This window comes from Acinetobacter sp. YH12145 (genome assembly GCF_013418335.1).
Taxonomy (GTDB): Bacteria; Pseudomonadota; Gammaproteobacteria; order Pseudomonadales; family Moraxellaceae; genus Acinetobacter; species Acinetobacter amyesii.
Map to the genome: position 1 here is coordinate 145,266 of NZ_VPCE01000008.1, position 26,993 is coordinate 172,258.

Consider the following 26,993-nt stretch of genomic DNA (forward strand, 5'->3'; position numbering starts at 1 on the left):
TATACATGGGGCTATCGGTTACCCCCCTCTACTTCCGCAATTACTTTAGATCATGCGATATAAGGAATAAAAGCGAATCAGATAAATGCGCTAATCGCTCGATTCCTTAAAAATATAATTCATCCGAAACAACTAAATATAATTAAAAAATCAGAACAAATACTATACAAATGTAGACATTTTTAGATACTATTTGTTAACAGTTGCATAAAAACGCTTCTAAAATAGGAACTTGATCATGGAAGGCCCCAATCAACCTTCTCGGAAATCAGTTAAAAACGAATCACAATTACTCATAGAATCGATGAATCGCACTTCTGCCAAACATACGCTCATACAGGCAGAAGCATGTGACCTAGAGAATCGTGTCCGTATTGAGCGTGCTTTATCCGACCCGATTGCACGTATTCCGGCACAGTTTAAAAATGCTTATTACAAATTTTTGTACTACAACCAGAAAGACTATTTAAAGCAGGTCAACTATTTCGCTCAATTGGCTTTTTTAATCTATTTTTGGGCAGATCGCTATGTCCTGCCAGACGTAGAAATGCTTTCAGGTGTAATTCGTATCATTGCCATTATTGGTGCATTTAGTCTGAATTATATTCTGTTTAAATATATCAAACAGATTAAATTGCTCGATTTAATATTACCACTAGCGACTTGCCTTTCTGCAATCCTCTGGTTTGAGATATTACTTCAGTCGAAAAATGAACTGGTTCATAGCTATCAATATGCTGCCATTATTTTGATTGTATTGGGTAATTTAAGTATTCATGTGCATTTTCGCCCTTCGATCATCACCTCTGCCATGATCTCGGCAGCGATCCTTTTTGGCGCATGGCGCATTAATGATTTTGGTGATTTTACAATATTTTTATTGGTGTACGTTCCTGTGCTGCTGTTCAGTATGTATATCTGCTGGAACTCTACGCTCAACTCTCGTAAAACGTTTCTAAGAGCGCTGCTAGATGACTGGAACTTTCATACCCTGCGCAAAATTGCCCATACGGATGAATTAACCCAGTTAAGCAATCGTCGCCAATTTGTACATGCTGCAAATAAAAAAATCCAAGAAACCCCGATGACGGTCTGTACCAGTCTTTTGATTTTTGATGTCGATCATTTTAAAGCGATTAATGATCAATACGGACATGATGTCGGCGATCAAGTATTATGCCAAATTGCTGAAATTGCACGGAAAGAAATGCGTTTTTACGATATATTGGCGCGTTTCGGGGGGGAAGAATTTATTGTACTTTTGCCTTATACCGTCCCAGAAGATGCATTAAAAATTGCTGAACGGTTAAGACATAAAATGGAACAATACCAGTTTTATATAGATGGTCAATTGCTGAAATTTTCGATCTCCATTGGTGTTTCCAAAATTGACCCTGACCACGCCAAACTTGATCAGTTAATTAAACAGGCCGATATTGCTCTATACGAAGCAAAACGCCAAGGTCGTAATCGGGTTGTACATTTTAATTCTATGAACTTTTGCAGCCAAGCTTTTAAGTAAATAAACAAATCAAAATGGAGAAAAACCAGCGAATCCATTACACTCAGAGCTGAAGAAAGAAAGATTAATTACAGCAAAATTCTCAGGTTATCTGCATGCTTAAATGGTTTGAAAATTTAGTTGACGCTTATCCTGAACAGGACTTGAATAAACCATTGCCGACAAAATTTTTCCCCTTTGTATGGCAAGCTGCGACTGGCGTAAAAAAATACCTATTGTTATTGGTACTCTGTACAGCTGGTGTAGCGAGTTTTGAAGCATTGCTTTATTCCAAAATTGGCGATTTAGTCAATTGGATCAGTAAGTCTCAACCTGAAACCTTTTTACAGCAGCACCAGACCAATCTGAGCATTTTGAGCTTTATTTTATTGGCAAATATCTTCTTTTCTTGCCTTCAAACCATTATTAAACATCAGATTCTATATAGCACCTTTCCAATGCGCCTACGTTGGAGATTTCATAACTTATTACTGAAACAAAGTTTAGATTTCTTCCACAACGACTTTGCAGGTCGTTTATCTGCCAAAGTCATGCAAACTTCACTGGCTGTACGTGAGTTTTGGATTATTCTTGGTGACATGTTGGCCTATGTCTTCATTTACCTGATTTCGATCACCGTGATTTTAGGTGCTATATCGCCACTGTTGATTGTTCCATTATTACTTTGGCTGGCTTTATTTATTGGTTCTGCATGCTATTTCATCCCAAAATTAAGCAAAATTTCAAATGAACAAGCCAATGCACGCGCAGTAATGACTGGTCGTGTCACCGATGCGTACACCAATATTCAAACGGTGAAATTGTTTGCCCATGCAGGACGCGAAAGCCAATATGCTAAAGCCTCTATGAAAGAGTTTATGGTGACGGTGTATAAGCAAATGCGACTTGCTGCAAAATACAACATCGCGACGAATTTGCTGATCATTGTTTTATATGGTGGCGTACTTGGAACAGCCGTTTGGCTCTGGATGGATGGTCAAGCTGAGCTTGGGGTCATTGCAGCAGCGACCGCCATGATTTTAAAACTCAGTAGTATTTCCGAGTTTATGATGTGGCAAACATCTGCCCTATTTGAAAATGTCGGGACCATTCAAGATGGGATGAAAACCATGGGCCGCCCGATTCATATTCAAGACAAAGCTAATGCAACCGACTTAAAAGTACAGCAAGGCGAAATTAAATTTGAAGATGTCAGTTTTGCTTATAATGATAAAAAGGTCATCAATCAATTTAATTTAACCATTCGACCAGGTGAAAAAATCGGTATAGTCGGGCGTTCAGGTGCCGGAAAATCGACATTAATTCAACTTTTACTCCACTTTTACGATATCAACCATGGTCGTATTTCGATTGATGGCCAAAATATAGAAGATATTACCCAAGATAGCTTAAGAAAAAATATTGCTTTGGTGACCCAAGACACCTCGTTATTGCATCGCACGGTTGAAGAAAATATTAAATATGGCCGTCCGAATGCGACTGATGAAGAAATGTATGATGCAGTACGCAAAGCGAAAGCTGATGAATTCATTCCTCAATTGATCGATTTACGTGGTCAACGTGGCTATGACGCATTTGTTGGTGAACGTGGCGTAAAATTATCAGGTGGTCAGCGTCAACGTATTGCGATTGCTCGGGTATTTTTAAAAGATGCACCGATTTTAATTTTAGATGAAGCCACAAGTGCGCTCGATTCAGAAGTCGAAGCCGCGATTCAATCGAGTTTAGATGATTTGATGCAAGGCAAAACTGTGATTGCCATTGCGCATCGACTTTCAACCATTGCGCAAATGGATCGATTGATTGTTTTGGATCAAGGACGTATTGCTGAGCAAGGCACTCATGAAGAGCTTGTCGCTTTGAATGGTATTTATGCACACTTGTGGCAGCGTCAAACCGGCGGATTTTTAATAGAACAACATAAAGTAGAATCAAAGGAAGATGAAAATGCTGTATCTTGAAGACCTTAAAGTTGGTGATCACTTTAGCAGTCGTGAATATGAAATGACCGTTGAAGAAATCAAAAAATTTGCCAACGCTTATGATCCTCAGGAATTTCATACAGATGAAGTCAAAGCCCAACAACACCCGATCTTTCAAGGGCTAGCGGCAAGTGGTTGGCATACTGCTGCTGTAACAATGCGCTTATGGACTGAATGTTTCCCTGTGGCTTATGGCTTAATTGGCTCAGAGTCAAGTCTGCGTTGGCCGCGCCCAACACGTCCGGGGGATAAAATTCGTGTAGAAGTTGAGATATCAGCAATTACTCCATCGAAAAGTAAGACAGACCGCGGCATTGTGACCTATGTTACGCAAGCGCTCAATCAGCACAATGACGTTCTGTATATGTCTACGACCAAAATTGTGGTCTTTTCCAAAGATTTTAAACCGAATTAATCCTTAACGGCCTACTTTACAACGCTAAGGTAGGCCGCTATAAATAGTTGAGCCTAGTCAGTTTGTCCAACAATTTTTGTGGGATACAACACAGAATCATGCCAATATAAGCTTGAACAGAAGAAAAACCCGCATTGCAACGGAACGCTATGAAAACAATTAATTCCCGTCAGGATCAGGGTATTCCCGGAGTATATGGATTGCTCCTTTTAGATGTGGTCTCTCGATGGGGCTACACTGCAGAGACATTATTTAGTCCCTTCGGATTAAACAGCGAACAATTGGCTGAACCAGATTTCCGTATTCCAACACCCATCGCCAATCAATTGGTAGAGCACGCACTACGTTTAACTGGTGAGCCAACATTAGGTTTTCATTTAGGCAACCAAATGCGCATCTCGATACATGGTTTTATTGGCTATGCCATCATGACGGCGAAGGACATAACCGATGCCTTAGTCTTGGCAAACCGTTTTATTCAGTTACGCATGCCCTTTTTACAGCTTTTTTTCTCGACATTTGGAACCAAAGCGACTGTTCAACTACAAACCGACGTTACGATTGAGCCTTTACGTACTGAGATTTCAATTGCCTTAATTTTTGGCATGATCAGCATGGGCAAAGCAATTACCGGTGTGGATTATTCTGCGGGAGAAATTGATTTTGATTTCCCTCAACCTGAAGGTTTTGAGCGGTTTATTGCCAAATATCCACGACACCAATTTAGATTTGATCAGCCACATCTCTTACTTAGTTTTGATAAGCAATATTTAACCAATAAATTGGTCCATGCAGACCCGATTGCCAGTCAAATCGCGATTAATCAATGTGAAGCTGAACTCTCCGCTTTGGGCGAACGTCACCGTATTGCCATGCGCGTTCGTGACATTTTAACCAACTCCGAGCAGCACTATTTAAGTATCGAAAGTGTTGCTGAACGGCTACACATGTCCGATCGAACCCTTAAACGCCAACTTGCTGCTGAAGGGACTTCATTTTCAACTTTGGTCGACGAAGTTCGCTACCGCCATGCTACTTCGCTTCTATCACGGACTGACTTTACCTTAGAGCAAATTGCTGATGAATTGGGCTATAGCGATGTTGCCAATTTCAGCCGTGCATTTAAACGCTGGAGTGGTCGTAGCCCAAGCAATTGGCGTAAAGATCCGTACTTATAAGTCTTTTGTTTTACGTAAAAAGCATGTATAACTCATGCCAAAAATGAATTTAATGGATTTAAGGAGTTATCAATGAATCATCCTTCAGATTTAAAGTACGCAAGTACACATGAATGGGTGCGAATTGAAGGTGACCTTGTTGTTACAGGCATTTCTGATCATGCACAAGACGCATTGGGTGATTTAGTTTATGTTGAAGCACCAGATGTGGGTCAACATATCACAGCTGGCGAACAAGCGGGTGTGGTTGAGTCGGTAAAAACTGCTTCTGATATTCATGCTCCAGTTTCTGGTGTGGTTGTTGAAGTCAATCCGGACCTTGAAGATGATCCTGATTTTGTAAATGATGCACCTTATAGCAAAGGTTGGATTTATAAAATTAAACCAGACAATATGGCTGATGTAGATGCTTTATTGACCAGCGAACAATACGAAGCTGGTCTGTAAATATTTCTAATATCTAAAAAATCAGCCATCAGGCTGATTTTTTTATTTCAATATGATGGCTGAATTGGCTTATATAACATTTGCATGAATATGCAGCTTATATTTCTTCCGAAGCTTCGGTACTTTCAGGTTCTTCTTTCTTTTCTTCAACCATACTAAAGGATTGCGCAGCCGCTGAAGTACCATTTGCACGTGAACTTTTCAGTTTAATTTGCAAACGTAATTCATTAGTTGAATCGGCATTTCTTAAAGCTTCTTCATAAGAAATAGCGCCGTCATTATATAAATCAAATAAAGCTTGGTCGAAAGTTTGCATCCCAAGTTCTCGAGATTTTGCCATGATCGCTTTTAGTTCATGAAACTCACCTTTCAAAATCAAATCTGAAATGAGCGGTGTGTTTAACATAATTTCAACGGCTGCACGGCGTCCTTTACCATCTTCAGTCCGGATTAAACGCTGCGAAACAATCGCTTTCATATTGCTCGATAAATCCATAAGCAATTGATTTCTTCGCTCTTCTGGGAAGAAGTTAATGATTCGATCTAGGGTTTGATTGGCGTTATTTGAATGTAGCGTACCTAAACATAAATGTCCTGTTTCAGCAAAGGCAATTGCATGTTCCATAGTCTCGGTGTCACGAATTTCACCAATTAAAATCACGTCTGGTGCTTGTCGCAAGGTATTTTTTAAAGCGTTATGCCACGAATGACTGTCTACACCGACTTCACGATGCGTAATCATTGATTTTTTATGCTTATGCACATATTCCACTGGGTCTTCAACAGTGATGATATGCCCTGCGCTGTTTTCATTTCGATAATCAATCAGCGCCGCTAAAGAGGTTGATTTTCCTGAACCTGTACCTCCAACCACTAAAACTAAACCACGTTTTTCCATAATCACGTGCTTAAGCGAAGCCGGTAATTTAAGCTTTTCAAAATTTGGAATTTCTGCCGTAATGGTACGAATGACCATACCCACATGTAACTGTTGCTGAAATACATTGACACGAAAACGCGAAACGTTTGGCACACTAATCGCAAAGTTACATTCTAGTTCTGTTTCAAACTCTTTGCGCTGCTTCTCATTCATCAAACTATAGGCGAAAAGCTTTGTTTTCTCAGCATCAAGTTCTTGCTGCCCAAAGGGTTTCATCATGCCTTGATGTTTAATACTTGGTGGAAAATCTGCCGTAATAAATAAATCAGAACCACCATATTCAACCACTTTGGTTAACATGTGGAACATAAAACGGCGTGCTTCTTCCAGCAATTCAGCAGTGTACATCAACTTCCCCAATATAAAATTTCAAACACCCAAGCACAGATTGTCATTATTTCTGGCGCTGTATTGAGCTTAGACATTATTGTGCATAAAAAATTTGATTCACTCAAACATAAAACACTGAATTATCAGTATATATTTTAAAATATAGGCCATATTTCAATTTTTATATTGAAGTAAGCAACAAAGGATTTTTCAAAATAAAAGCCTTAGAACAATCAATGTTCTAAGGCTTAGCGGTTAATCAATTCAGACTAAGTATGCTGTTGATTGTTAAGCACTACGTTTGATTTGTGATGCACGAAGCTCATTCGCAACCTGTTGAATCAAATCAATGGTTTTGTCCCAACCTAAGCATCCATCTGTTACAGATTGACCATAAGTCATGTCACAACTAATTTTTTGATTACCGTCCACCAAATGACTTTCCAACATCACGCCACGCACTTGGGTATGCTCACGCTCTGCTACAATTGTGCGTAATACTTCAGGTTGCTTCATTGGGTCTTTATGGCTATTGCCATGACTACAATCGATCACTAAAGCTGGTAAATCGCCTTTTGCTTTGCTGCGAATTTTGTCTATTTCAGCCAAACTATAATTTGGACCTGTATTTGAGCCACGTAAAATTAAATGTGCTTGCGGGTTGCCAACAGATTCTAAAATACACGGTAAGCCGGCTTGACTCATACCTAAGAACTGGTGTGGATGGGATGCAGATTGAATGGCATCTAGAGCAATTTGGATTGAGCCATCTGTTCCGTTTTTGAAACCAATACTGTATGGCATATGACTCGAGATTTCACGATGAATTTGTGATTCGCTGGTACGCGCACCGATTGCACCCCAAGCCAAAAGGTCATCAAAATAACCCGTCGCCATTGGGCTTAAAATTTCAGAGGCAATTGGCAAACCCATTTCAATAATTTGTAAGTACAGCTCACGTGATTTTTCTAAGCCCAACTGCATATTAGATAAACCATCTAAACTTGGGTCATACATATAGCCTTTCCAGCCCACTGTAGTACGTGGTTTCTCAATGTATGCGCGCATCACAAGAAAAATTTGATCTGAAACTTGTGTCTGTAATTGTTTTAATTTTTCGGCATATTCCAAAGCAGCAATTGGATCATGAATTGAACATGGGCCTGTAATAATCATTAGACGCGGATCTTGACCCGTCAAAATATTTTGAATCGTTACACGATGTGCAGCAATTTGTTCCGCTGATTGAGCAGATAAAGGTAATTGTTGTTTCAGTTGATGAGGCAAGCTCAAAAGTATTTCTTTCGACTGCGTAGATTTCTGTTGAATTTCTGAATTTTGAGTTTGTTGTAAAGCTGTATTTAGCGCATTCATTGGTTTTATTCCTTTGGACTGTGTACACAAACAGTCCGATCTTTTATCTGAGCGTTATGGGACTTTGGGACTTCAAGGCTTTAGACATAGACTGACTAAAGTAAAACCAATAACCGTTGCTAAAATATGAATTTTTTACTGTAAACATGAGATTTCTCCAAAAATATTATAAAAATCAAGACATAAAAAAACCTGATCAGGGTTGCCGATCAGGTATAAACTTGGTGGGCAACCTTTTTCATGCCCGAACGCGTTCAGGCAATTATCTAAACTGCCAAAAGTAATAATATGCGTTTGAGATTAAAGGTTGCTTTAACATCTTGATTTCATCAAAAAGTATCTATCTGAAAACCAAAATACGCTGTATTCATCGGTTTGACAATAGTTTTTTGCTATTTTGTTGTATTAAATAACTCTGCTGTCAATTATTGCGACCTATTTTTAAAATTTGATGTATTGATTAATAAATAAACATTTATTAGACTGCACAACATTAGGCTGTCTTAAGATTTTTTCCATTTATTTTTAATTCGAGTATTTGCCAATGAAGTAAGCCCTGTTTTTTTCATCATCAAATCCATTTTTTGATGTGCAAACACATGGCTAATGACTTCGACTGCATTTTCTCAAATATTGTCTTTTTTATAGAATAAAATTAGTTATTTGTATTGCGCATCTTTGCTATCGCAAGGTGCATCTATGACTCAAACAGCTTGTACAATTTCCAAACTAAGCTTGGAATTTCCTTCTAAAACACTTTTTAAAAACCTGAAATTTAACCTCAATCAACAACAGCTTTCGGCATGTATTGGTCGCAATGGGTTAGGAAAGTCCTGCCTCCTTAAAATCTTACATGAGCAAAATCTGAAAGATCTCCCCTATGAAGGTGAAATTTTATGGAATGTACCACATGCTTATTTATCACAATTTTCTCGACTTGAAGCTGACACGATTGCTTCTGCACTCAGTGTGGAAGATTTATATAACGCATTTCAACGTATCGAAATAGGCAATGCCAGTTTTGAAGACTTTGAGCTGACTGAAAACCAATGGCACCGTCCTGCACTATGGCAGCAACAACTTAAGCAGGCTTCACTTCCAACAGATTTAAATTTCCCAGTCGCTCAGCTGAGTGAAGGTCAAAAAACCAAATTGGCTTTGTGTGCATTATTTTTAAAAACTGGCCATTATTTACTTTTGGATGAACCTAGTAACCATTTAGATGCATCCTCACGCTTATGGCTCATCGATCGTTTAAAAAACCATCCTGCGGGTGCATTCGTCGTCAGTCATGATCGAGAGTTGCTGCAACATGTAGAGCATATCTATGCTTTAAATGAGTTTGGACTCAGTCGTGTTACTGGCAACTATAAAGACTACGTTCAACAAAATGATCTGCAAAATAAAGCCTTACAGCGTAATGCTTTACAGCAGCAGCGTGAGTTAAAACAACTCAAATTACAACAACACGAAACACAAATGAAAGCACAAAAACGAGAACAACAAGGTCATGCACTACGCAAGTCAGGCTCCCAAGCTAAAGTTTTACTCGATTTTAAAAAAGAGCAAGCCGGTCAAAGCCTCGCGACAGTTCAAACGCAACAGCAGAAGCAATTGGAAGAAAAGAGAACCCAACTGCTTCAATCACAGCAACAACTTGAGCATATCAAAGAGCAGCAATTTGTTTTTCAACATCGCACTGAAAAAACAGGAGAAATCTTAAGAGTTAAAGATTTTCATAGCAAAACATCTCAGCACCTACCTTTCGACTTGGCCTTACAAGCAGGTGACAAAATTCATTTAAAAGGAAAAAATGGTATTGGTAAATCTACATTTCTAAAGTATCTGAGTCAGACCACATCACAGTCTAGCCATGAAATATTTTTGTCTGTGAATACCCTGTATTTAGACCAAAACTTGAGTGATTTATCACCTGAACTGAGTGTTTTGGACAATCTAGCAAAGTTTAATCGTGATGTTTCCTCAACGGAATGGCGTAATCAACTTGGTCAACTTAGAATCCGTGGTCAAAAAGCGGAACTGCCATTTCACTGTTTAAGTGGTGGTGAACGTTTAAAAGTGACCTTGTTAGGCTTAAATTATTTAACGCCAAATATAGAGCTTTTATTGTTAGATGAACCTGAAAATCACTTAGATATAGAATCTAGAGCGTTATTGGCTCAAGCCATTCAGCATTATACAGGTGCGGTGATCCTCGTTTCACATGATGCTTATTTTGTAGAATCTTGTGGCATTCAGAGTAGCGTCCAATTAGTTGAATAGCTCTTACTCTTTAGAAAGATCTAAAAAAGCCAAAGTAGATGAACGCTACTTTGGCGAATTTACTGCTTTAGAAATCGTTCTTATTTAACTGATATTACGCACGTAAAAGTAATTTCGCATTTTTAAAATGCTTTTTCAGTCTATTCGACGGAGTCTTACATCTAGGGTTTAGATAAAGAGATTAGCCTTCGGCTGGAGGTACTCTTACGAAACGATGTTTCTCATTAGGCAAAATGAGAAGCAAAGCTTCGCAAGGAAACCATCTTGCGGTGCAATGCACCTCACCGACTAAACTCGTTCACTAGCGTCAAATTATTCAAAGTATCGCAAAAACATTTTTGATGAGAAGTAGTCCTGTCTCAAACAGTTGCGGATGACATTACCGTGTATCGTTCTTTTATTTGAATCAAATTACGTTTCTGATGTTAATACGTAGCTTCAGCTTCTAATTTAAGATCTCTTAGGACAATATTGCTAAACAATACTGTGTTTTAACGCCCGATTTTCTTCATGATTTTTTGTTTAACATGCTGTTGAAGTGATGCTGAACGTTCCTTGATTTCGGCTCTCCAGTCATTCGGCACTGAGCATTTCGCGAGGCGAACCCAAACGCTTGCAAATTGTTTGATAAAACTGGCTTCGTTATAGTGAATACCATATTCGTCACAAAGTGCTTTAATTTTAGGTGCGGCTTCTGCATAGCGATTCGCAGGCATATCTGGAAATAAATGGTGTTCAATTTGGTGACTCAAATTACCACTGAGTATATGCAACCATTGTGTTCCACTAAAATTACTTGAGCCACGAATTTGACGGAGATACCACTCTGCTCGAGTTTCGTTTTCGGTATTGTCCATTTCGAAGTTTTCCGCATCTTCAGTAAAATGGCCATTAAAGATGACAGCGGAAGCCCATAAGCTACGAATCACGTTGGCTACAGCATTTCCTGCAAAGACAGGAATCGCATTGGGACCTGCAATAAGCGGAAAAAACACATAATCTTTAATCACTTGGCGCTTAATTTTCTGACGTACATCGGCCGCTTCATGCCATACATCTTTCCAAGTTTTGGTTTTATACGCAATAACATCTTCTAAATGTAAACGTTGAATGCCGACATACCACTCAAAGAAAACCATGAGTTGAGCAGCCAGTGGAATATTAAATAGGAAGCGTGGCTCCCACTTTTGCGATTCGCTCACACGGATCAAACCATAACCGACATCATGGTCCATACCCACAATATTGGTATAGGTATGATGCACATAGTTATGGGTATATTTCCAGTCTTGACCCGTGGCAATAGTATCCCAGTCATAGTTAGCACCATTTAAACTCGGGTCATTTAACCAATCAAACTGACCATGCATCACATTGTGTCCGAGTTCCATGTTCTCTACGATTTTAGAAATACCCAATAAGCCTGTGCCGAGTAACCACACTGGTGGAATCCAGCCTGCAAACATCAACATGCCACGAGATGCGATCTCGCTATAACGGACAAAATTGCGAATTTTATAAATATACGCTGCATCTTTTTCACCCACACTCTGGATGATTTCACGGCGAATTTGCTCAACTTTTTCGCCAAATTCAGCAGTTTGTTCGGGTGATAAATAACGTGACTTACTATTCGGACTAATATATATCGATTGATTCATGATGACGCCCCTGATTTGTTTTTATGCGGCTTGGGTTAGAGTTGAATGCGTACGGGTGAAATTGCCTGAGAGACACATAATTTGATTTGTGTGTTATTCGCATGATCCATTTCGCCAGTGAGTAAGTTTTTCACTGAACCCTGTAATTTGGTACACGAACAGGTATTACAAATACCCATCCGACAGCCATGCGCAGGTTTTAAACCGGCTTTTTCAGCACTTTCCAGTAAATTTCCCTCTGCCAAAAAATCTTGCTGGGCTAAACTAAAAGTAACAGGTTGAGCAGGTACTGAATCATCAGCAATCATCTGAAAATATTCAGTATTTAAATATTCTGAAAGCCTTAACTCACGATACAATTGCTCAATGCTTTGCATCATTTGCGTTGCACCACAGGCATAGCAATCTCGCAGCTTAAAATCAGGAACCATGTGATTTAGCACCTCTGGTGAGATATGCAATTTGGTTTTCAGCGTATTAATCGCATGTAAATGTACATGGTTAGATTGCTTCGCTAGTTGAATCAATTCATCCAAATAAGCATCATCTCGATTGAAGTAAATCAGGTCAACTGTACGTCCAAGCTGAATGGCTTGTTTAAACAAAGCCATGATTGAGGTAATACCACTCCCTGAAGCAAGCAGTAAAATTGGGCGATCCGAATTTAGCTTTAGGCCAAACTCACCTTGCGGTTGCGATAATTCAACAACATCACCTGTTTTTAATTGCGTCAGGCAATTGGACACTTTGCCTTGCTGTTTAACTGCAATCACCACATGACCAGATGTATTAATTTCGACGACGCTATAGCTACGTTGATGACGTACACCATCTTTGACAACTGTCACCAGAACACATTGGCCTGGTCGATAATTTGCTGCTTTAAAGTTGTGATTCGCTAAAAAACTCAGTTCATAAAACCCGATCCCCACACAACGTGATTTGACCAATTGTGCTTTTACACGTTTGTAAGCCCAAATTGCATCAAATTTTTCTGCAATAAAATCAATAAAATCTTCCCGAATCCACTCAGGCTTGTAACTTGTAGTTGTCATTTTTTGCCTCGGATAATGCATTAATATACATTTGTTTTTAAATTATGCTTACCTTATGTTTAGTGCTAATTTCCCACCATGTGAATTCGGGACAAAATCTATCATTTGGCATTTTTTATCATTTTATGTCTAACAATCTGTCACTTTTTGCAAATCCTAATTTGAAGTTTTGATTTGTTATAACGACACAAAAAAAACTAGGCCGAAGCCTAGTTTTAAAACAGTGAAAATTAACGTATTAATATTTACATCAATGCTTAATCTTCAAAATGTACAACAGAGCGAATTGATTTACCTTCATGCATTAAATCAAAAGCTTCATTGATTTTATCTAGCCCCATGGTGTGGGTCACGAATGGTTCAAGTTTAATCTCGCCTGACATGGCTTCTTCTACCATACCCGGTAATTGTGAACGACCTTTAACACCACCGAAAGCAGTGCCTTTCCAAGTACGACCAGTAACCAATTGGAATGGACGGGTTGAAATTTCTTGACCTGCACCTGCCACACCAATAATCACAGATTGACCCCAACCACGGTGAGCACATTCCAAAGCAGAGCGCATCACATTGGTATTGCCAATACATTCAAATGAATGGTCGACGCCCCAACCCGTCATTTCTACAATCACTTCTTGAACTGGACGATCATAATCTTTTGGATTAACAAAATCTGTAGCGCCAAATTCTTCAGCCAATTTGAATTTGTCAGGATTGGTATCTACCGCAATGATACGACCTGCTTTAGCTTTTTTAGCACCTTGTACTACAGCCAAACCAATACCACCTAAACCAAAGACTGCAACTGAATCACCTTCCTGAACTTTAGCGGTATTTTTAACTGCACCAAGGCCTGTTGTTACGCCGCACCCCAACAAACACACATGCTCATGGTTCGCTTCAGGGTTAATTTTTGCCAAAGACACTTCTGCAACCACAGTATATTCAGAGAATGTTGAACAGCCCATATAGTGATAAATCGGCTGACCATTATAAGAAAAACGTGTTGTACCATCCGGCATTAAACCTTTCCCTTGTGTTGCTCGTACAGATACACAAAGATTCGTTTTACCCGATTTACAGAATAAACATTCACCACATTCTGCGGTATAAAGCGGAATAACATGATCACCTGGTTGCACTGAAGTCACACCTTCACCGACTTCAACCACAACACCTGCACCTTCATGCCCTAAAATTGCTGGAAATACGCCTTCAGGATCATCACCCGACAATGTAAATGCATCTGTATGACACACACCTGTATGGCTAATTTTGACTAAAACCTCACCTGCTTTAGGTGGTTCCACATCAATTTCAACAATTTCTAAAGGCTGACCCGGTCCAAAAGCAACGGCTGCACGTGATTTCATGTCTAAAAACATCCTGTATGGCTTATATTAACAGATGAGTTACAGTAACCTCTTTTTAAGCCTAGATACAACCTTAAAACATGATGTTATGATGAATTTTTAAAGGAATGATTAATGCTATTCGAATGATACAATTACGTGAAATAAGTTGTACTGTCGGTTTAACTGTTTCCATCAGCCTATTAACTGGATGCAGCTTACCTAGCAATCAGTCAAAAAAAGATGTCCCTATACAATCACATGCAGAAAAATGGATTACGTCTGCTACGGATTTAGAAAAATTACAACAAAAACAAACGGCTTATTTAGCCTTAGATGATGCCTTCTTAAGCATTGCTTCTCGCCTACATTTGATTCGAAATGCAAAATACACCATCGATTTGCAATATTACATTTGGGAAAATGATGCTATTGGGCATCTGATGTTTCAAGAATTACTGCATGCCGCTGACCGTGGAGTAAAAGTAAGGTTATTAATTGATGATCAAAACGGGACAAAACTCGATCCGACCTTACAATCCCTTTCAGCTCATCCCAACATTTCAATCAAACTGTTTAATCCCTATAAATTTAGAAAATTACGTGTCATTGATTATGCATTTCGCTTAAAGCATATTAACCATCGTATGCATAATAAATTAATTATTGCTGATGGTTTTATGGGCGTAACTGGCGGTCGTAACATCAGTAATGAATATTTTGATGCCAGTGAAAGTTTTCAATTTACAGATTTGGACATCCTTTTCTATGGGGAAGCCATTCAGCAAGCCAATCAGGTGTTTTTGAACTTTTGGAATGATGATTTAAGTTATTCTGTTCAGCAATGGATTGGTGCAGGTACAAAAGAAGACTTAAATCAATTAAGACAAACGTACCAAGAAAACTCTACAACGTTGACTAAAGATCAACAGCGCATTAACTATGCACAGCAACAACTGGCGGCTCAGCTTAAACTAAGACCGGTGAATTGGGCCGAAGCACATTTCATTGCGGATAGTCCGAATAAAATTCGTGGTGAGGCTAAAGAGCAAGAATTAATTTATAACCAATTTTCTACTTTGATGGGACAGCCCAAAGAACGCATGGAATTGGTTTCGGCTTATTTTGTTCCCACGCAACAAGGAACTGACTTTCTGATGGGCCTTGCAGGTAAAAATGTAGAAGTTCGCGTCTTAACCAATTCATTTTTAGCCAATGACGTCGCTGTCGTTCATGCGTTTTATCAAAAATATCGCAAAGACTTACTCGAAAATGGCGTGAAACTATATGAATTTAAACCTTATATAGAGCGTTCAAAACGCACATGGTATGAGGTCATAACTGGAAATATCATCCCTGCAAAAGGCAAAAATGCCTCTAGTTTGCATGCAAAATTTTTCGATATTGACGGTATGGTGTTTATTGGATCATTTAACTTTGATCCACGTTCCGCAAATTTAAATTCGGAAGTTGGCCTTGTCGTTAAGTCTGATCGATTACAAAACGATATTTCTGCCGCATTAAACCAATATTTACCGCAAATTGCGTATGAATTAAAACTGGATGAAAACGGCGAAATCATTTGGTTAGAGCATCAAAAAAATGGAAAAACCAAAACCTATACCCATGAACCTGAAACAACTCGATTCCAACGATTTAGTATAAAAGCAGTGTCATACCTCCCGATTGAATGGATGATGTAATGACAATGTACTGCTAAATGATTAAATTGCCCTCGTCGAGGCTATTTATTGAAATAATCTGATAAGTTCGATCAAGTCAAAAACGGTCTTAGTCAGTCTCGTTCATATGAGTGCTGGCTTTTGAAAAGAACCAAACCATTGACTTCACCCAGACATTCCACTTGGCCATAATTGGCTGCTTTCAGCGCGGCTAAATGTTCCTCAACAGACATATACAACTCATGATTTTGCTGTGCATGTGGTGCATATAAATGATCACATACAAAATACACGCCTTGTGTGTTTAACAACGTTTTTACAGTCCGATGAAACTCTGCTGCATACGCCTTATGCCTCAATTCATGTAAGGCCTGATGAATAATAATCACATCAAAGGTGCTGTTTTGATTGAAGTGAAGTGATTCTTCCCAAGCAGATTGTTTGAAATCCCCTGTTATAAAATTGCATTTTAAGCGTTGCGCTGCACTTAATTTTTCTTTTGCCAAGTCATGCATAGCTTCGGAAAAATCAAATGCTGTGTAATCTATATTTGGACAATGATTGATTAAAAAATCAGCCAAATAACCTGGACCTGAACCCAGTTCAAGTACACGGGCATTCGGGTTGAAAGCCAAAATAGAGTCAACATACATTTGAAAGATGTCATAACGCCACGGTCGTTTTAGATTCACTTCAGCTGCCCACTGTTTAGCTTCGATTGGATCTTTTAAGTCTATAGGGCTGGGCACATCGTTTATGTGTATATTATTTTCGCAATGCATTTTTCTTAGACTTAATTTAGATAGATTGAATGCTATTTATACATAAAATATCTCAATAAAAGCAAAGGTTTTACTCACACTTGATGATGCTTTAACATCCACCTCTTATTTTGTTTTATCTCCCTCTAAAGTTTTCTAATGCAATTTTTTGATTTAAGCCGCCAATTTAATTTAAGTGATATTTTAACGCCTTTTACAACGCTCTCTGACCTTGGTCATCAAGAATGGTTTTTGTCGAAAGTTCGGGTTGAGCATGACTGCTTATCTGACAATGACATGATTGAAGGCCAAGCTGTACTTAAATCTAATCACAATATCCAAATTGAGTTGGAATGGTTAATTCAAGATACAGGTCATGAATTACAGCTTTTATTTAAAGGCATTGAAACTGCAGCTAGCGAAGAAACTTTGGTGATCGTGAAAGGTGCGCAAATTGTAGATGATGCAAACAAAAAAGTTTCATCTGAGACACTGAGTTTATGGATCGATGGCACTTTACTACCTATGCTGCCTCATATTCGCAAAGAAATTAAAGCGCGTTTAAACCTTTGGGATTATGTTGAATATGATGGCTAAGGAATTGGTGTTTATCCATTATTAAGATGCCACCTTTTAATCATTGAATGTTTGCCTGTTTAAATGAGACAAAAATTTCAAGGTATCTCACAATAACGCAAACTTCCCTAAAGTAAGCCTATATCTTTAAATAAGCTTTGATAGGCTTCGGCTTTTTTTTCCAGTGCTAGTGGATAAGCTCTAGATGATGATGGCATACGGTATAAAGTCAAATCGCTGCCTGCAAATTCGGTATGAACAGCATGCCCAATGTGTGGTTTTTCCGTATTTTCTGGCATAGAGAGCATTAAAGTATCAGTCGCTTTGTCTCCTGTCGTCATAATACTATGGCAATTAGGCATCTGCGTAAGAAGCTTCGCAATATCGGTTTGCTGATGGATCTGTAAAAACTTGTCTGACGCATTGCCTTTCAAACGAATCACTTGATAGGCCGTATCAAAAATGCCTATGCCTATTTCATTTAAAAAATCTCGAATGAGCTGTTCTTTAAAAGTTTTGCTCTCTAGATTGAGAAAATGATTTTTATCCTGAAAAAAACATAGGCCAAAGATTTTCCACATGTCATTTTGAAAATTTGGATAGTAAAAATCCATCTTCCAGCGTGTTTTAGGTGGCGGAAAACTCCCTAGCATCAAGAGTTTCCCATTTGCTGGCAAAAATGGCGCTAATGGATGCGTTTCGATTTGCGGACTCGCGTCGGAAATGTCTTTGCTCATGTAGATTTAACTTCACCAAGTGATTGAATCATATATTATCTATGAAAATTGTTCAGTGATTTGTTTTGCTATTTTTTCAGCCCATAACTGATAAATTTCTTTACTCGGGTGAAAGCTGTCTTTGGCCATTTTTAATTTTTTTTCACGATACTCGTGTAAATCGTATTGAATTAATCTCATATTCGCTTGAGTATTAACATAATTTTTTAAAAGCGCATTCATCTTTTGCGAATATTGTCCAAACAACCATGACAATGGAAACGGCAAAGCTGGAAACGCATTCATTGGTGGCACACCTGAAATGATCAATAGCTGTGGATGAAACCTTTCCTCGACAGCTTGATATAAACGCTGCTGGAGCTTCAACCATTGGTCTGGCTGTTTTAAAGCTGTGACATCATTGACACCAACAGAGCTGATCACGACATTAAAGTTCTGCGTAGTGACATTGTCCAAAGCATTGATGATTTGCTGGCTGTTATGTCCCGTTGTGGCTTCAAGGCAAAAGTGAACTTGATAATCAGGCGATAAAATTTTAAGCAATTGTCCCAATAGCGCATCTGACTGATGCTCGACGCCGACACCTGCTGCTGCTGAATCACCTAGTATTAATAGCGATAATGGTCGATTACCTTGACCACTCATCCCACAACGTTCTCCCATCGGTTCTGCTAAACGTGGGGTATTTTTTTTCACACGGTAACCTTGGATCAGTAACGCAGGTAACAGCAGCAGTGTTGATACTTTGAGTAGCATAATATTTGGGTAATGATTTAAAGCTTATCGTATTCATTATTTTAAATAGTTTAAGAAACAAAGCATTGACTCTATTGTTATTTTTCTACATTTTCTTTTATTAAAAGCATCATTCTGGGGCATATTGCTAGTTTTTTATATTAATAATGATTATCATTTATTAGTTTTCATCCTACCTATTTTATTATTTCAATGAAAGAACTTTCCCCACTTTTTTTAGCTTGCTCAATTAGCTTTGCTGTTACTTCTGCTTTTGCCCAAACTCAAAATTCACCCGCTTTAACCTATACAATAGAAAAAAAACATTTTCCCTATGCTGCTGCATGTGAAGATGTCAAAGCGCAAAGCCAAATATTATTAAACCTACAACATCAGTTAAATCAAAATCCAAAACAACATGCTCAAATTATTGAAGATTTTTGGAAGCGTATAGAGCTTATAGGTACACCAATCATTGAAAACTATGATGAAAAACATGACCGTATAATTTTTTTATGGAAAGGTGCGCAGCATAATGTACGCCTTATTGGTGGCCCGAGTAATGACCATGAATGGTTAACACGCCTACCAAATACCGATATTTGGTTTAAAGAATCGATTATTGATCATCGTTATATTGGCAGTTATAGCTTTGCTGTCGACTTACCGAACTTAGAAGGTTATCTGTCAAATTATTGTCCGCATCTGAATCCTAAACTTAAAGAATCAAGAACGCAGCGTCGTGCTGTGATACAAGTACAACGCATCGATCCTTTCAACAAAAACACTTATCTCGCAAGTGATGACACATCAGGCTTACGTAATGAAAATTTTGTGGCGCTTAAAGATGCCCCGCCATTTATTGATCCAAAACAATATCCAAATGTAAAACAACCCCAATTACAAAAGTTTGTTATACACAGCAAAATTTTGAATAACTCACGTAAAATCCAAATTTACCAATCTAAAGCTAAGAAAAATCAAAGCTATATCACCGCTATATTTTTTGATGGTCAGCAATATAACGAGTTGCTGAATGTTCCAAAGGCATTAGATATATTAGTTGAGCAAGGTCAGTTACCGCCAATTCAAGCCATTTTTGTTTCTCCACCGAACGATCAGGAACGACCGAAAGAATTAACACCAAATACTAAATTTTCAGCATTTTTTAGTGATGAACTGATGCCTTGGATTCAAAAAAATGCACCTGCAAAAGTCGATTCGAAGAAAACGGTACTACTTGGGTCAAGTCTTGGCGGTTTAAGTTCAGCTTATTTAGCCTTAGAAAATCCAAATCAAATTAGTCATGTCGTACCGTTATCTGGATCATTTTGGTGGCAAAATGCGCCGACAGACCTCCCTAATGGCATGAGTAAAATCATTCGTGATAAAACCTCACAACCTAAACAGCATTGGTTTATTACTGCTAATAGTTATGAAAGCTCACGCAATAATAATGAACTGAGTATTTTAGAGACTTCGCCTATTGTTGCAGCCGACTTAAAAAATAAAGGTCATGATGTACATTACCAATCGTATATAGGCGGACATTCCTACGCGGTATGGCAAGTTGCCTTGCAAGATGCGCTCAAGCATTTTTTTGCACACAAGTAATTTATAAAAGTTTAGATCATAAAAAAGCCCTCAATTGAGGGCTTTTTTTGAAGCTAGTATTGATTTAATTCCAGCGATTTATGCGTTTAAAGGTTCCAAAATCATTGAAACGTACACCAACCTCACGCATGACTTGGTGTGCAGTTTTTGCGGTTAGATGACGAATATAAAACGGCTCTTTGACCACAAAATGGTGGATGGCATGGGTCGAACCAAAGTTAAAGCAAAATAATTGCATTGGGAACAACCACCACGGATTTAACACCTGAGTTTGTTTAATGACATCGCGTGGGTCAATATCACCAAAATAATGCATATTTGAGCTGATAAATTGTAAGCAGAAAGAACGTATAAAGTTCGGAATAATCCAAACCACAGCTAGAAAATTAATCGTTGGAATTAACTTTACTAAATTGACTGACCAACTAATACTTTGCCCTAACATTGGAGCAATACCATTCACCACATGATAAATGACAAATACATACCAAATGCCGTAATAAACAAAACTTAAGGGGAAAAATCCAGTCAATTGAGAGAACAATGCCGTTTTACGTTCTTTTTCAGGTTGTTTTTCAATGAATGTCCTAATCATCTTGAACATTTGAAATGGGCGCAAATAAACCGTCATCAATTGATCGCTAATGACCAATATACGACGTAAACCCCACGGCATGCCATTACTAATGCCCCGTTCTTCCAAATCGTATTCTGAACCTGAATACTTATGATGATTGAGGTGCAAACGACGACGTGCCCAAGGACTAATAGTATTCGGACGTGCTAACCACACCAAGGCCAACATGAGATGGTGAGCCCACGGCGTCTTTTTAAAATACATATAATGAATCAGGTCATGTTCTAATTCATGTGTCAGTGAAGCAAACATCGCCACTAAAATCACACAAGCCCATGCCGGTAAAATGCCAACAGCAAACGCCCAAGCTGAACCCAACATTCCCAGTAGCGCAAAAATAAGGATGGCTGCGCCTATAAAGTTTTGATGTTTTAAAATGGGATATTGCTGACGTAAGTCTTCACCAGCTTTCGTTACGACAGTTCTGACTTTGTTAATTCGCTGTTGATCTGTCATATCGGAAGACATAGACATAGTACAAACCTAAAAATTAATGAACAGTTGTACATTAAAGCAAAATAAAAAAAAGGAAATCGCTATTTTGAGAACAAATCATCGTCTGTTCAAATATTCAACATTTTATTTATTTTCAATATCTTATTTATAAATAATCTGAGTAATTACTCCATTTTTTCTTTGCAAAATCGGTTGCTTTTAATGTCTTTTCATCACAGGTTTTATGTATTCCTTTTTAACCTACAGAGGATGGCGAATATCATTTGAGAATAAAAAAGCCCCAATATTGGAGCTTTTTTATTATATAAAGAATTAACCTAATTTATTCACGATCTTCAACGGCAATACTTTCATCGCAAGACCTAAAGGCAACCACGGCCATTGTGGTACATAAGCTTTAACTGGTGCTTTCTCAATGGCTTTTGCTAAAAGATGTGAACCCGTTTTTTCATCGACTTCAAATGGTAGTTTTTTCGCACCTTCATTGATCTCCGTACGAATATAACCAGGGAAAATAGTCGTTACTTTAATTGGGGTATCAATCAGCTCTGCACGAATACCTTCAGCTAGAGCAGCAACACCTGCTTTACTTGCACCATAAGCCGTTAAATGTTTAGGCATGCCGCGCATAGCACTCATTGAAGAAATCACCACCAAATGCCCTGCATTTTGGCTACGGAAAATTTCAACTGCAGCTTCGCATTGCGCCAAAGCAGAGATAAAGTTGGTTTCAACTGTGGCGCGGTTAATTTCAAAATTACCTTTACCAATACGACGGCCTTCACCAACACCTGCGTTGACAATAACACGGTCAATACTGCCAAAATCTGCTTTAAAGGCACGGAACACTTCAAACACTTGATCGTAATTTGTGACATCGAGGGTTTTCGCAATCACTTTGATGCCATATTGGCTTTCCAGTTCATTTTTTAGCGTTTCTAGACGCTCTAAACGACGTGCACAAATGGCTAAGTTGTAGCCTTTTTGTGCAAACTCGCGTGCCATTCCTGCACCAATCCCTGAGCTTGCACCTGTAATTAAAATTGTTTTAGCCATGATAATTCCTTTGTTTATCTTAGATCCAAGTTAATAAATTTGGATCAACTGCTTTTATAAAATGATGTTCATTTAAACTGAGTAATTGCGGTTCATTTCCAACCAAACGCAGTGTTGTCATACTGGTATTGGCAATGGCCCAATTAAGTGCAAATGTTTTTTCAGGACTCAGCCCTAAAATTTTACCGACTGCAACCGAGATCACTCCACCTGAACTAAACACAACGGCATAACGTGGTTTGGTTTCAGCCAGTTGAGTGCATAACTTTTCTAGCGCTGTTTCGACTCGATTTTTAAAATGTGGCCAAGATTCATCGTATTCATGATGAAATTCTCCGCGTGTCCAACGTTCAATGGCACCTTCAAAAATTTTAGATAAATAAGCACGCGGGTTTTCATGCTTAGATACATCTTCTTTTAATAAATGCGGCTGGTTAAATCGAGGTTCATACTGAGCAAAAACTTGCTGATGATTAAATTCATTCCATGCGTTATCTGTATCAACTTGTGCTTCTGGAAAGCATTCAGCCAATGCAAGATTGGCTGTTTGTTGATGACGTTGCATGGAGCCTGCAACTACATAAGGACTTTCTTTTAAAATACGGTCGAAATACTGTCCCAGCACCTTAGCCTGTAGCTCGCCGTTGGGAGAAAGCTTGTCATAGCTTTCTGCACCAAAAGAAGCCTGACCGTGCCGAATTAAATATATCGTGGTCATTTCCCTAAAATATCCTTCATTTTTTCAATATATTTTTGTGCCACGTCATTGGCTTCAAGTTTTTGCAAACCAATAAGTTTTAATGCACGAATATGTAAAGCATGGATCACAATCCAAAAATCTTTAAATGCCGGATTATTGGTTTGTTTGTGGTAAAAGCGATAATAAATTTGCTGTGCAATTACCGCTAAACGGAAAATACCGAACACTTCATAAAAGGTCCAATTGTCCGTTTGAAGACCAGTTTTTTCTAAGTAATATTCAACGACTTCTTTACGGCTAAACATTCCTTTCAAGTTGGTCGGCTGACGGCGTGTGGCTTTAAAAATTGCGTTATCACCACTTTCAACCCAATACGCCAAAGCCGAACCTAAGTCCATCAATGGATCACCAAGCGTTGCCATTTCCCAATCCAATACGCCAATCACTTGGGTAGGATCATTTGGATCTAATATCACGTTATCAAAACGCCAATCGTTATGAATTACACAGGTTTTAGAGTCAGCAGGAATATTGTCTTTAAGCCAATTCCGAACATATTTAAAAGAAGGAACATTTAAGGTTTTGGCTTTTTCATAACGCGCGTCCCAACCTTCCACTTGACGACGACAGTATCCGTCGCCCTTACCTATTTTTTCTAAAGCGGTGCCTTCATAAGGCACTTGATGCAGTTCAATTAACTTATCGATGACGTTGGTACACAACGCTCGAACTTGAGTTTCATCAAAATTAATTTCTTTGGGTAAGTTTGCACGTGGAATGATGCCTTCTACACGCTTCATTACGTAGAAATCACAGCCAATCACTGATTCGTCCTGACATAGCGCCACCATCTCAGGGAGTACAGGATAAAATTCAGATAATGCCTTCTGTACATTATATTCACGTGCCATATCATGTGCAGACTTGGCTTTGGTGCCTTTTGGAGGACGACGTAAGATTAAATCAGCATTGTCGTATTTTAAGCGATAAGTCCAATTTGACGCGCCACCTGAATATTGAGTGACTTCTACAGGCCCTTCTATTTCAACGCCATGTTCAATCAACCAATTTCCTACAGCACGGACATCCAGTTCTTCACCCTCACGAACTGAACCGCCTACATCGATCACTGACATGCTTTTCTTCCTAAACTTGAATCTATCATGATGATAAAAATATAATTTTCTATAGTTTTATAGCATGGACAACTCGGGGTTGCCATGCCAAATATGTGACTACAACTTGTTTATTTTTTACGGCGGCTGCTGTAACCGCGTTTCGCCAACTCTAATTTTGCAATCATGCCTTTATGCACTTCATCAGGGCCATCGGCCAAACGCAGTGAACGTGCTTGCGCAAAGAAACCTGTGAGCGGTGTATCTCGAGAAACTCCAGCACCACCGTGGATTTGAATCGCCATATCGACAACTTTTTCTAAGACACTCGGCGCAACTACTTTAATTGCAGAAATCTCGGTTAATGCAGCCATATTCCCTAGAGTATCCATTTTATATGCTGCATAAAGGGTCAGTAAACGTGCCTGATCAATCGCAACACGTGCTTCTGCTACGCGTTCTAAATTGCCACCGAGTTTTAAAATTTCTTTACCAAAAGCAGTACGGCTCATACCGCGGTCAATCATCAGTTCTAGCGATTTTTCGGCAGCACCAATACAACGCATACAATGATGAATACGGCCTGGGCCTAAACGACCTTGTGCAATTTCAAAACCTTGACCTGCGCCGCCAATGAAGTTTGCAACAGGAACACGAACATTTGTGAAGCTAATTTCACCATGTCCATGTGGCGCATCATAGTCGCCAAACACAGGTAACATACGTTCGATTTTGACTCCAGCAGTTTCAACAGGTACTAAAACCATAGAATGCTGATGGTGACGGTCTTTGCTTTCATCAGGTGTATGCGCCATAAAAATAATGATTTTGGCATTTGGATCACCTAAACCTGAAGACCACCATTTACGGCCATTTAACACAATTTCGTCGCCTTCAACGACAGCTGTAGCTTCCATATTGGTGGCATCACTTGAAGCAACAGCAGGTTCTGTCATACAAAATACTGAACGGATTTTGCCGTCCAGTAATGGTGTTAACCATTGCTGCTTTTGTTGTTCCGTGCCATAACGCCAAATCACTTCCATATTGCCGCTGTCAGGTGCATTGCAATTGAATACCGTAGGTGCAAGTAAGCTACGGCCTGAAAGTTCTGCGATGTGCGCATATTCTTGTACAGATAAGCCTTGCCCAAGTTCAGAACAAGGTAAGAACATATTCCATAAGCCCGCAGCTTTGGCTTTATCTTTTAAGACCTCTAACTGTGCCGGCCATTGCCATTTGGTCCAATCGCCACCTTGGTTCAGCTCATGAACTTCTGCCCAAAACTCAGTTTCTACAGGCTCAATTTCATCTTTAATAAATTTTTTTGTTCTTTCAATATAATCTTGTGCACGTGCAGAAAGTTCAAACATGACAACATCCTTTAAATATTATGTTCTTTACGCTTTACAACACCATAACCTGAAATCTAATATGAACAAAATGATTTAATTCAATAGATGAACATGAATAGTATTCATAAAAATACCGTCATCGATATGGGTGTTTTCCACCGTATGGATATCAATTTATATCCACTGTATATCGCAATTTATGAACAAAAAAGCATTTCAAAAGCTGCAAAAATTTTGTGTATTACTCAGTCTGCAGCGAGTCATGCACTTCAACGGTTAAGACAACATTTACAAGATGACTTATTTGTACGTGCTGGAGCAAAAATGCTTCCGACGCCATTTGCCGAGCAGATTTATCCTGTAATTAAAAATGCGCTTATTGCGATTCAAAGTATTTCTATCCAAAAACAACAATTTACTCCTTCAATGGTACAGAGCTTGAAAATTGCGGTACATGATGAAATTGAACCGATCATTTTTCCCAAGTTAGTTGAACACTTTCAACAGCAACAGTTTCAGATCCAATTTTCCAGTATCAAATTAGATCGCAAAACCATTGTGGCTGATCTTGCTGCACAGCAAATCGATTTTGCGATTGACCTTGAGCAAAACTTTGGTGAAAAGATCAATTTTCAAACCTTGGTTGAAGACCAATTCGTGATTTGTAGTCAACACCCTAAGATGGATGAGTCTATTTATCTTTCTGCTCCTCACATTGGGGTTTCTTCCCGACGTGCAGGTGTATTAGTCGAGGATATTTATTTAAACCGTAAAAAACACTCCAGAGAGATTTTTTTACGCTGTCAGCATTACTCTACTGCGCTACAAATTTTGGCACAGCAACCCAAGGCAATATTGACGATTCCACAAAATATTTTGACGCACTTACAGGTTGCTCCCGAACTGAATATTTTTGATGTACCTGTAGACTTGCCGAAAATTAAACTAGGGATGTATTGGCATAATGATTTGGAATTAAATTCACGGCATGTTTTTTTGCGAAGCGAAATTTCTAAAATTTTTTCTTAGG

23 protein-coding genes are annotated in these 26,993 nt (G+C 38.7%); 10 read left to right on the top strand and 13 right to left on the bottom strand.

The annotated features are described in order from the left end of the window. The first annotated feature begins 238 nt into the window (after positions 1-238). The 5 genes from FTU80_RS10725 to gcvH all read left to right on the top strand — a co-directional run bounded on the left by FTU80_RS10725 (position 239) and on the right by gcvH (position 5,544). Entirely contained in the window at positions 239-1,522 is a 1,284-nt protein-coding gene (locus FTU80_RS10725; RefSeq protein WP_257221492.1) for a GGDEF domain-containing protein, read from the top strand. A 95-nt stretch (positions 1,523-1,617) separates the two neighbouring features. Further along, on the top strand, positions 1,618-3,483 hold the full coding sequence (locus tag FTU80_RS10730) for an ABC transporter ATP-binding protein (protein WP_180085026.1): 1,866 nt from the start codon (positions 1,618-1,620) through the stop codon (positions 3,481-3,483). Further along, positions 3,470-3,919, top strand: coding sequence for a MaoC family dehydratase (locus tag FTU80_RS10735; protein ID WP_180085027.1), 450 nt, complete (start codon positions 3,470-3,472; stop codon positions 3,917-3,919). The genes FTU80_RS10730 and FTU80_RS10735 overlap by 14 nt, the downstream gene beginning before the upstream one ends. A 149-nt stretch (positions 3,920-4,068) precedes the next feature. Then, a complete protein-coding gene (locus FTU80_RS10740; RefSeq protein WP_078190954.1) occupies positions 4,069-5,097 on the top strand; it encodes an AraC family transcriptional regulator in 1,029 nt (342 codons plus the stop codon). 72 nt (positions 5,098-5,169) lie between these two features. Next, on the top strand, positions 5,170-5,544 hold the full coding sequence (gene gcvH, locus FTU80_RS10745) for a glycine cleavage system protein GcvH (protein ID WP_078193810.1): 375 nt from the start codon (positions 5,170-5,172) through the stop codon (positions 5,542-5,544). Positions 5,545-5,641: 97 nt separating this feature from the next. On the opposite strand, the gene FTU80_RS10750 is transcribed toward gcvH, so the two are convergent. Together FTU80_RS10750 and FTU80_RS10755 are read right to left on the bottom strand one after the other, a co-directional pair. Next, positions 5,642-6,832 carry a PilT/PilU family type 4a pilus ATPase gene (locus tag FTU80_RS10750; RefSeq protein ID WP_078190956.1) on the bottom strand — a complete coding sequence of 397 codons (1,191 nt, stop codon included), beginning with the start codon at positions 6,830-6,832 and terminating at the stop codon, positions 5,642-5,644. A 270-nt stretch (positions 6,833-7,102) separates the two neighbouring features. After that, positions 7,103-8,188 carry a 3-deoxy-7-phosphoheptulonate synthase gene (locus FTU80_RS10755; protein WP_180085028.1) on the bottom strand — a complete coding sequence of 362 codons (1,086 nt, stop codon included), beginning with the start codon at positions 8,186-8,188 and terminating at the stop codon, positions 7,103-7,105. 699 nt (positions 8,189-8,887) lie between these two features. On the opposite strand from FTU80_RS10755, the gene FTU80_RS10760 reads away from it, so the two are divergent. Beyond that, complete coding sequence (locus FTU80_RS10760) at positions 8,888-10,471, top strand: ATP-binding cassette domain-containing protein (protein WP_180085029.1); 1,584 nt, start codon at positions 8,888-8,890, stop codon at positions 10,469-10,471. Positions 10,472-10,962: 491 nt separating this feature from the next. On the opposite strand, the gene FTU80_RS10765 is transcribed toward FTU80_RS10760, so the two are convergent. From FTU80_RS10765 to FTU80_RS10775, 3 genes are all read right to left on the bottom strand, one after another. Continuing rightward, positions 10,963-12,132 (bottom strand): acyl-CoA desaturase, encoded by a 1,170-nt coding sequence (locus FTU80_RS10765; RefSeq protein WP_180048929.1) that lies wholly within the window; start codon positions 12,130-12,132, stop codon positions 10,963-10,965. 35 nt (positions 12,133-12,167) lie between these two features. Then, positions 12,168-13,187, bottom strand: a complete 1,020-nt coding sequence (locus FTU80_RS10770; protein WP_180085030.1) for a flavin reductase family protein — start codon at positions 13,185-13,187, stop codon at positions 12,168-12,170. A gap of 257 nt (positions 13,188-13,444) precedes the next feature. Next, positions 13,445-14,560, bottom strand: a complete 1,116-nt coding sequence (locus FTU80_RS10775) for an S-(hydroxymethyl)glutathione dehydrogenase/class III alcohol dehydrogenase (protein WP_180085031.1) — start codon at positions 14,558-14,560, stop codon at positions 13,445-13,447. A 125-nt stretch (positions 14,561-14,685) separates the two neighbouring features. Here FTU80_RS10775 and FTU80_RS10780 point away from each other — a divergent pair, with 125 nt between their 5' ends. Continuing rightward, positions 14,686-16,242, top strand: a complete 1,557-nt coding sequence (locus FTU80_RS10780) for a phospholipase D family protein (protein WP_180085032.1) — start codon at positions 14,686-14,688, stop codon at positions 16,240-16,242. Between the two features lie 92 nt (positions 16,243-16,334). Here FTU80_RS10780 and FTU80_RS10785 read toward each other — a convergent pair whose 3' ends face one another. Then, positions 16,335-17,003 (bottom strand): class I SAM-dependent methyltransferase, encoded by a 669-nt coding sequence (locus tag FTU80_RS10785; RefSeq protein WP_180085033.1) that lies wholly within the window; start codon positions 17,001-17,003, stop codon positions 16,335-16,337. Between the two features lie 138 nt (positions 17,004-17,141). Here FTU80_RS10785 and FTU80_RS10790 point away from each other — a divergent pair, with 138 nt between their 5' ends. Further along, entirely contained in the window at positions 17,142-17,579 is a 438-nt protein-coding gene (locus FTU80_RS10790; RefSeq protein ID WP_180085034.1) for a hypothetical protein, read from the top strand. 107 nt (positions 17,580-17,686) lie between these two features. On the opposite strand, the gene FTU80_RS10795 is transcribed toward FTU80_RS10790, so the two are convergent. Further along, the gene (locus tag FTU80_RS10795; RefSeq protein ID WP_180085035.1) at positions 17,687-18,295 is read right to left on the bottom strand and encodes a uracil-DNA glycosylase family protein; all 609 of its coding nucleotides are present in this window, start codon (positions 18,293-18,295) and stop codon (positions 17,687-17,689) included. 39 nt (positions 18,296-18,334) lie between these two features. After that, positions 18,335-19,051, bottom strand: coding sequence for an SGNH/GDSL hydrolase family protein (locus tag FTU80_RS10800; RefSeq protein WP_180085036.1), 717 nt, complete (start codon positions 19,049-19,051; stop codon positions 18,335-18,337). Between the two features lie 192 nt (positions 19,052-19,243). On the opposite strand from FTU80_RS10800, the gene FTU80_RS10805 reads away from it, so the two are divergent. After that, positions 19,244-20,644: an alpha/beta hydrolase-fold protein gene (locus tag FTU80_RS10805; RefSeq protein ID WP_180085037.1), complete on the top strand. Its 1,401-nt coding sequence runs from the start codon at positions 19,244-19,246 to the stop codon at positions 20,642-20,644. Between the two features lie 64 nt (positions 20,645-20,708). Here FTU80_RS10805 and FTU80_RS10810 read toward each other — a convergent pair whose 3' ends face one another. The 5 genes from FTU80_RS10810 to FTU80_RS10830 form a co-directional block, all read right to left on the bottom strand. Next, positions 20,709-21,755: a fatty acid desaturase gene (locus FTU80_RS10810; RefSeq protein ID WP_180085038.1), complete on the bottom strand. Its 1,047-nt coding sequence runs from the start codon at positions 21,753-21,755 to the stop codon at positions 20,709-20,711. 294 nt (positions 21,756-22,049) lie between these two features. Continuing rightward, complete coding sequence (locus FTU80_RS10815) at positions 22,050-22,793, bottom strand: SDR family oxidoreductase (protein WP_078193819.1); 744 nt, start codon at positions 22,791-22,793, stop codon at positions 22,050-22,052. 19 nt (positions 22,794-22,812) lie between these two features. Continuing rightward, positions 22,813-23,511, bottom strand: a complete 699-nt coding sequence (locus tag FTU80_RS10820) for a histidine phosphatase family protein (RefSeq protein WP_180085039.1) — start codon at positions 23,509-23,511, stop codon at positions 22,813-22,815. Continuing rightward, positions 23,508-24,629 (bottom strand): phosphotransferase family protein, encoded by a 1,122-nt coding sequence (locus tag FTU80_RS10825; protein WP_078193821.1) that lies wholly within the window; start codon positions 24,627-24,629, stop codon positions 23,508-23,510. The genes FTU80_RS10820 and FTU80_RS10825 overlap by 4 nt, the downstream gene beginning before the upstream one ends. Before the next feature lie 110 nt (positions 24,630-24,739). Continuing rightward, entirely contained in the window at positions 24,740-25,981 is a 1,242-nt protein-coding gene (locus tag FTU80_RS10830) for an acyl-CoA dehydrogenase family protein (RefSeq protein ID WP_180085040.1), read from the bottom strand. Positions 25,982-26,074: 93 nt separating this feature from the next. Between FTU80_RS10830 and FTU80_RS10835 the strand changes: the two genes are divergently transcribed. Continuing rightward, complete coding sequence (locus tag FTU80_RS10835; RefSeq protein ID WP_180085041.1) at positions 26,075-26,992, top strand: LysR family transcriptional regulator; 918 nt, start codon at positions 26,075-26,077, stop codon at positions 26,990-26,992. Position 26,993 lies beyond the last annotated feature (1 nt).

Coding starts and splice junctions, on each gene's coding strand:
- FTU80_RS10725 (WP_257221492.1), top strand. CDS start 239: ATGGAAGGCCCCAATCAACCTTCTCGGAAATCAGTTAAAAACGAATCA.
- FTU80_RS10730 (WP_180085026.1), top strand. CDS start 1,618: ATGCTTAAATGGTTTGAAAATTTAGTTGACGCTTATCCTGAACAGGAC.
- FTU80_RS10735 (WP_180085027.1), top strand. CDS start 3,470: ATGCTGTATCTTGAAGACCTTAAAGTTGGTGATCACTTTAGCAGTCGT.
- FTU80_RS10740 (WP_078190954.1), top strand. CDS start 4,069: ATGAAAACAATTAATTCCCGTCAGGATCAGGGTATTCCCGGAGTATAT.
- gcvH (WP_078193810.1), top strand. CDS start 5,170: ATGAATCATCCTTCAGATTTAAAGTACGCAAGTACACATGAATGGGTG.
- FTU80_RS10750 (WP_078190956.1), bottom strand. CDS start 6,832: ATGTACACTGCTGAATTGCTGGAAGAAGCACGCCGTTTTATGTTCCAC.
- FTU80_RS10755 (WP_180085028.1), bottom strand. CDS start 8,188: ATGAATGCGCTAAATACAGCTTTACAACAAACTCAAAATTCAGAAATT.
- FTU80_RS10760 (WP_180085029.1), top strand. CDS start 8,888: ATGACTCAAACAGCTTGTACAATTTCCAAACTAAGCTTGGAATTTCCT.
- FTU80_RS10765 (WP_180048929.1), bottom strand. CDS start 12,132: ATGAATCAATCGATATATATTAGTCCGAATAGTAAGTCACGTTATTTA.
- FTU80_RS10770 (WP_180085030.1), bottom strand. CDS start 13,187: ATGACAACTACAAGTTACAAGCCTGAGTGGATTCGGGAAGATTTTATT.
- FTU80_RS10775 (WP_180085031.1), bottom strand. CDS start 14,560: ATGAAATCACGTGCAGCCGTTGCTTTTGGACCGGGTCAGCCTTTAGAA.
- FTU80_RS10780 (WP_180085032.1), top strand. CDS start 14,686: ATGATACAATTACGTGAAATAAGTTGTACTGTCGGTTTAACTGTTTCC.
- FTU80_RS10785 (WP_180085033.1), bottom strand. CDS start 17,003: ATGCATTGCGAAAATAATATACACATAAACGATGTGCCCAGCCCTATA.
- FTU80_RS10790 (WP_180085034.1), top strand. CDS start 17,142: ATGCAATTTTTTGATTTAAGCCGCCAATTTAATTTAAGTGATATTTTA.
- FTU80_RS10795 (WP_180085035.1), bottom strand. CDS start 18,295: ATGAGCAAAGACATTTCCGACGCGAGTCCGCAAATCGAAACGCATCCA.
- FTU80_RS10800 (WP_180085036.1), bottom strand. CDS start 19,051: ATGCTACTCAAAGTATCAACACTGCTGCTGTTACCTGCGTTACTGATC.
- FTU80_RS10805 (WP_180085037.1), top strand. CDS start 19,244: ATGAAAGAACTTTCCCCACTTTTTTTAGCTTGCTCAATTAGCTTTGCT.
- FTU80_RS10810 (WP_180085038.1), bottom strand. CDS start 21,755: ATGTCTATGTCTTCCGATATGACAGATCAACAGCGAATTAACAAAGTC.
- FTU80_RS10815 (WP_078193819.1), bottom strand. CDS start 22,793: ATGGCTAAAACAATTTTAATTACAGGTGCAAGCTCAGGGATTGGTGCA.
- FTU80_RS10820 (WP_180085039.1), bottom strand. CDS start 23,511: ATGACCACGATATATTTAATTCGGCACGGTCAGGCTTCTTTTGGTGCA.
- FTU80_RS10825 (WP_078193821.1), bottom strand. CDS start 24,629: ATGTCAGTGATCGATGTAGGCGGTTCAGTTCGTGAGGGTGAAGAACTG.
- FTU80_RS10830 (WP_180085040.1), bottom strand. CDS start 25,981: ATGTTTGAACTTTCTGCACGTGCACAAGATTATATTGAAAGAACAAAA.
- FTU80_RS10835 (WP_180085041.1), top strand. CDS start 26,075: ATGAATAGTATTCATAAAAATACCGTCATCGATATGGGTGTTTTCCAC.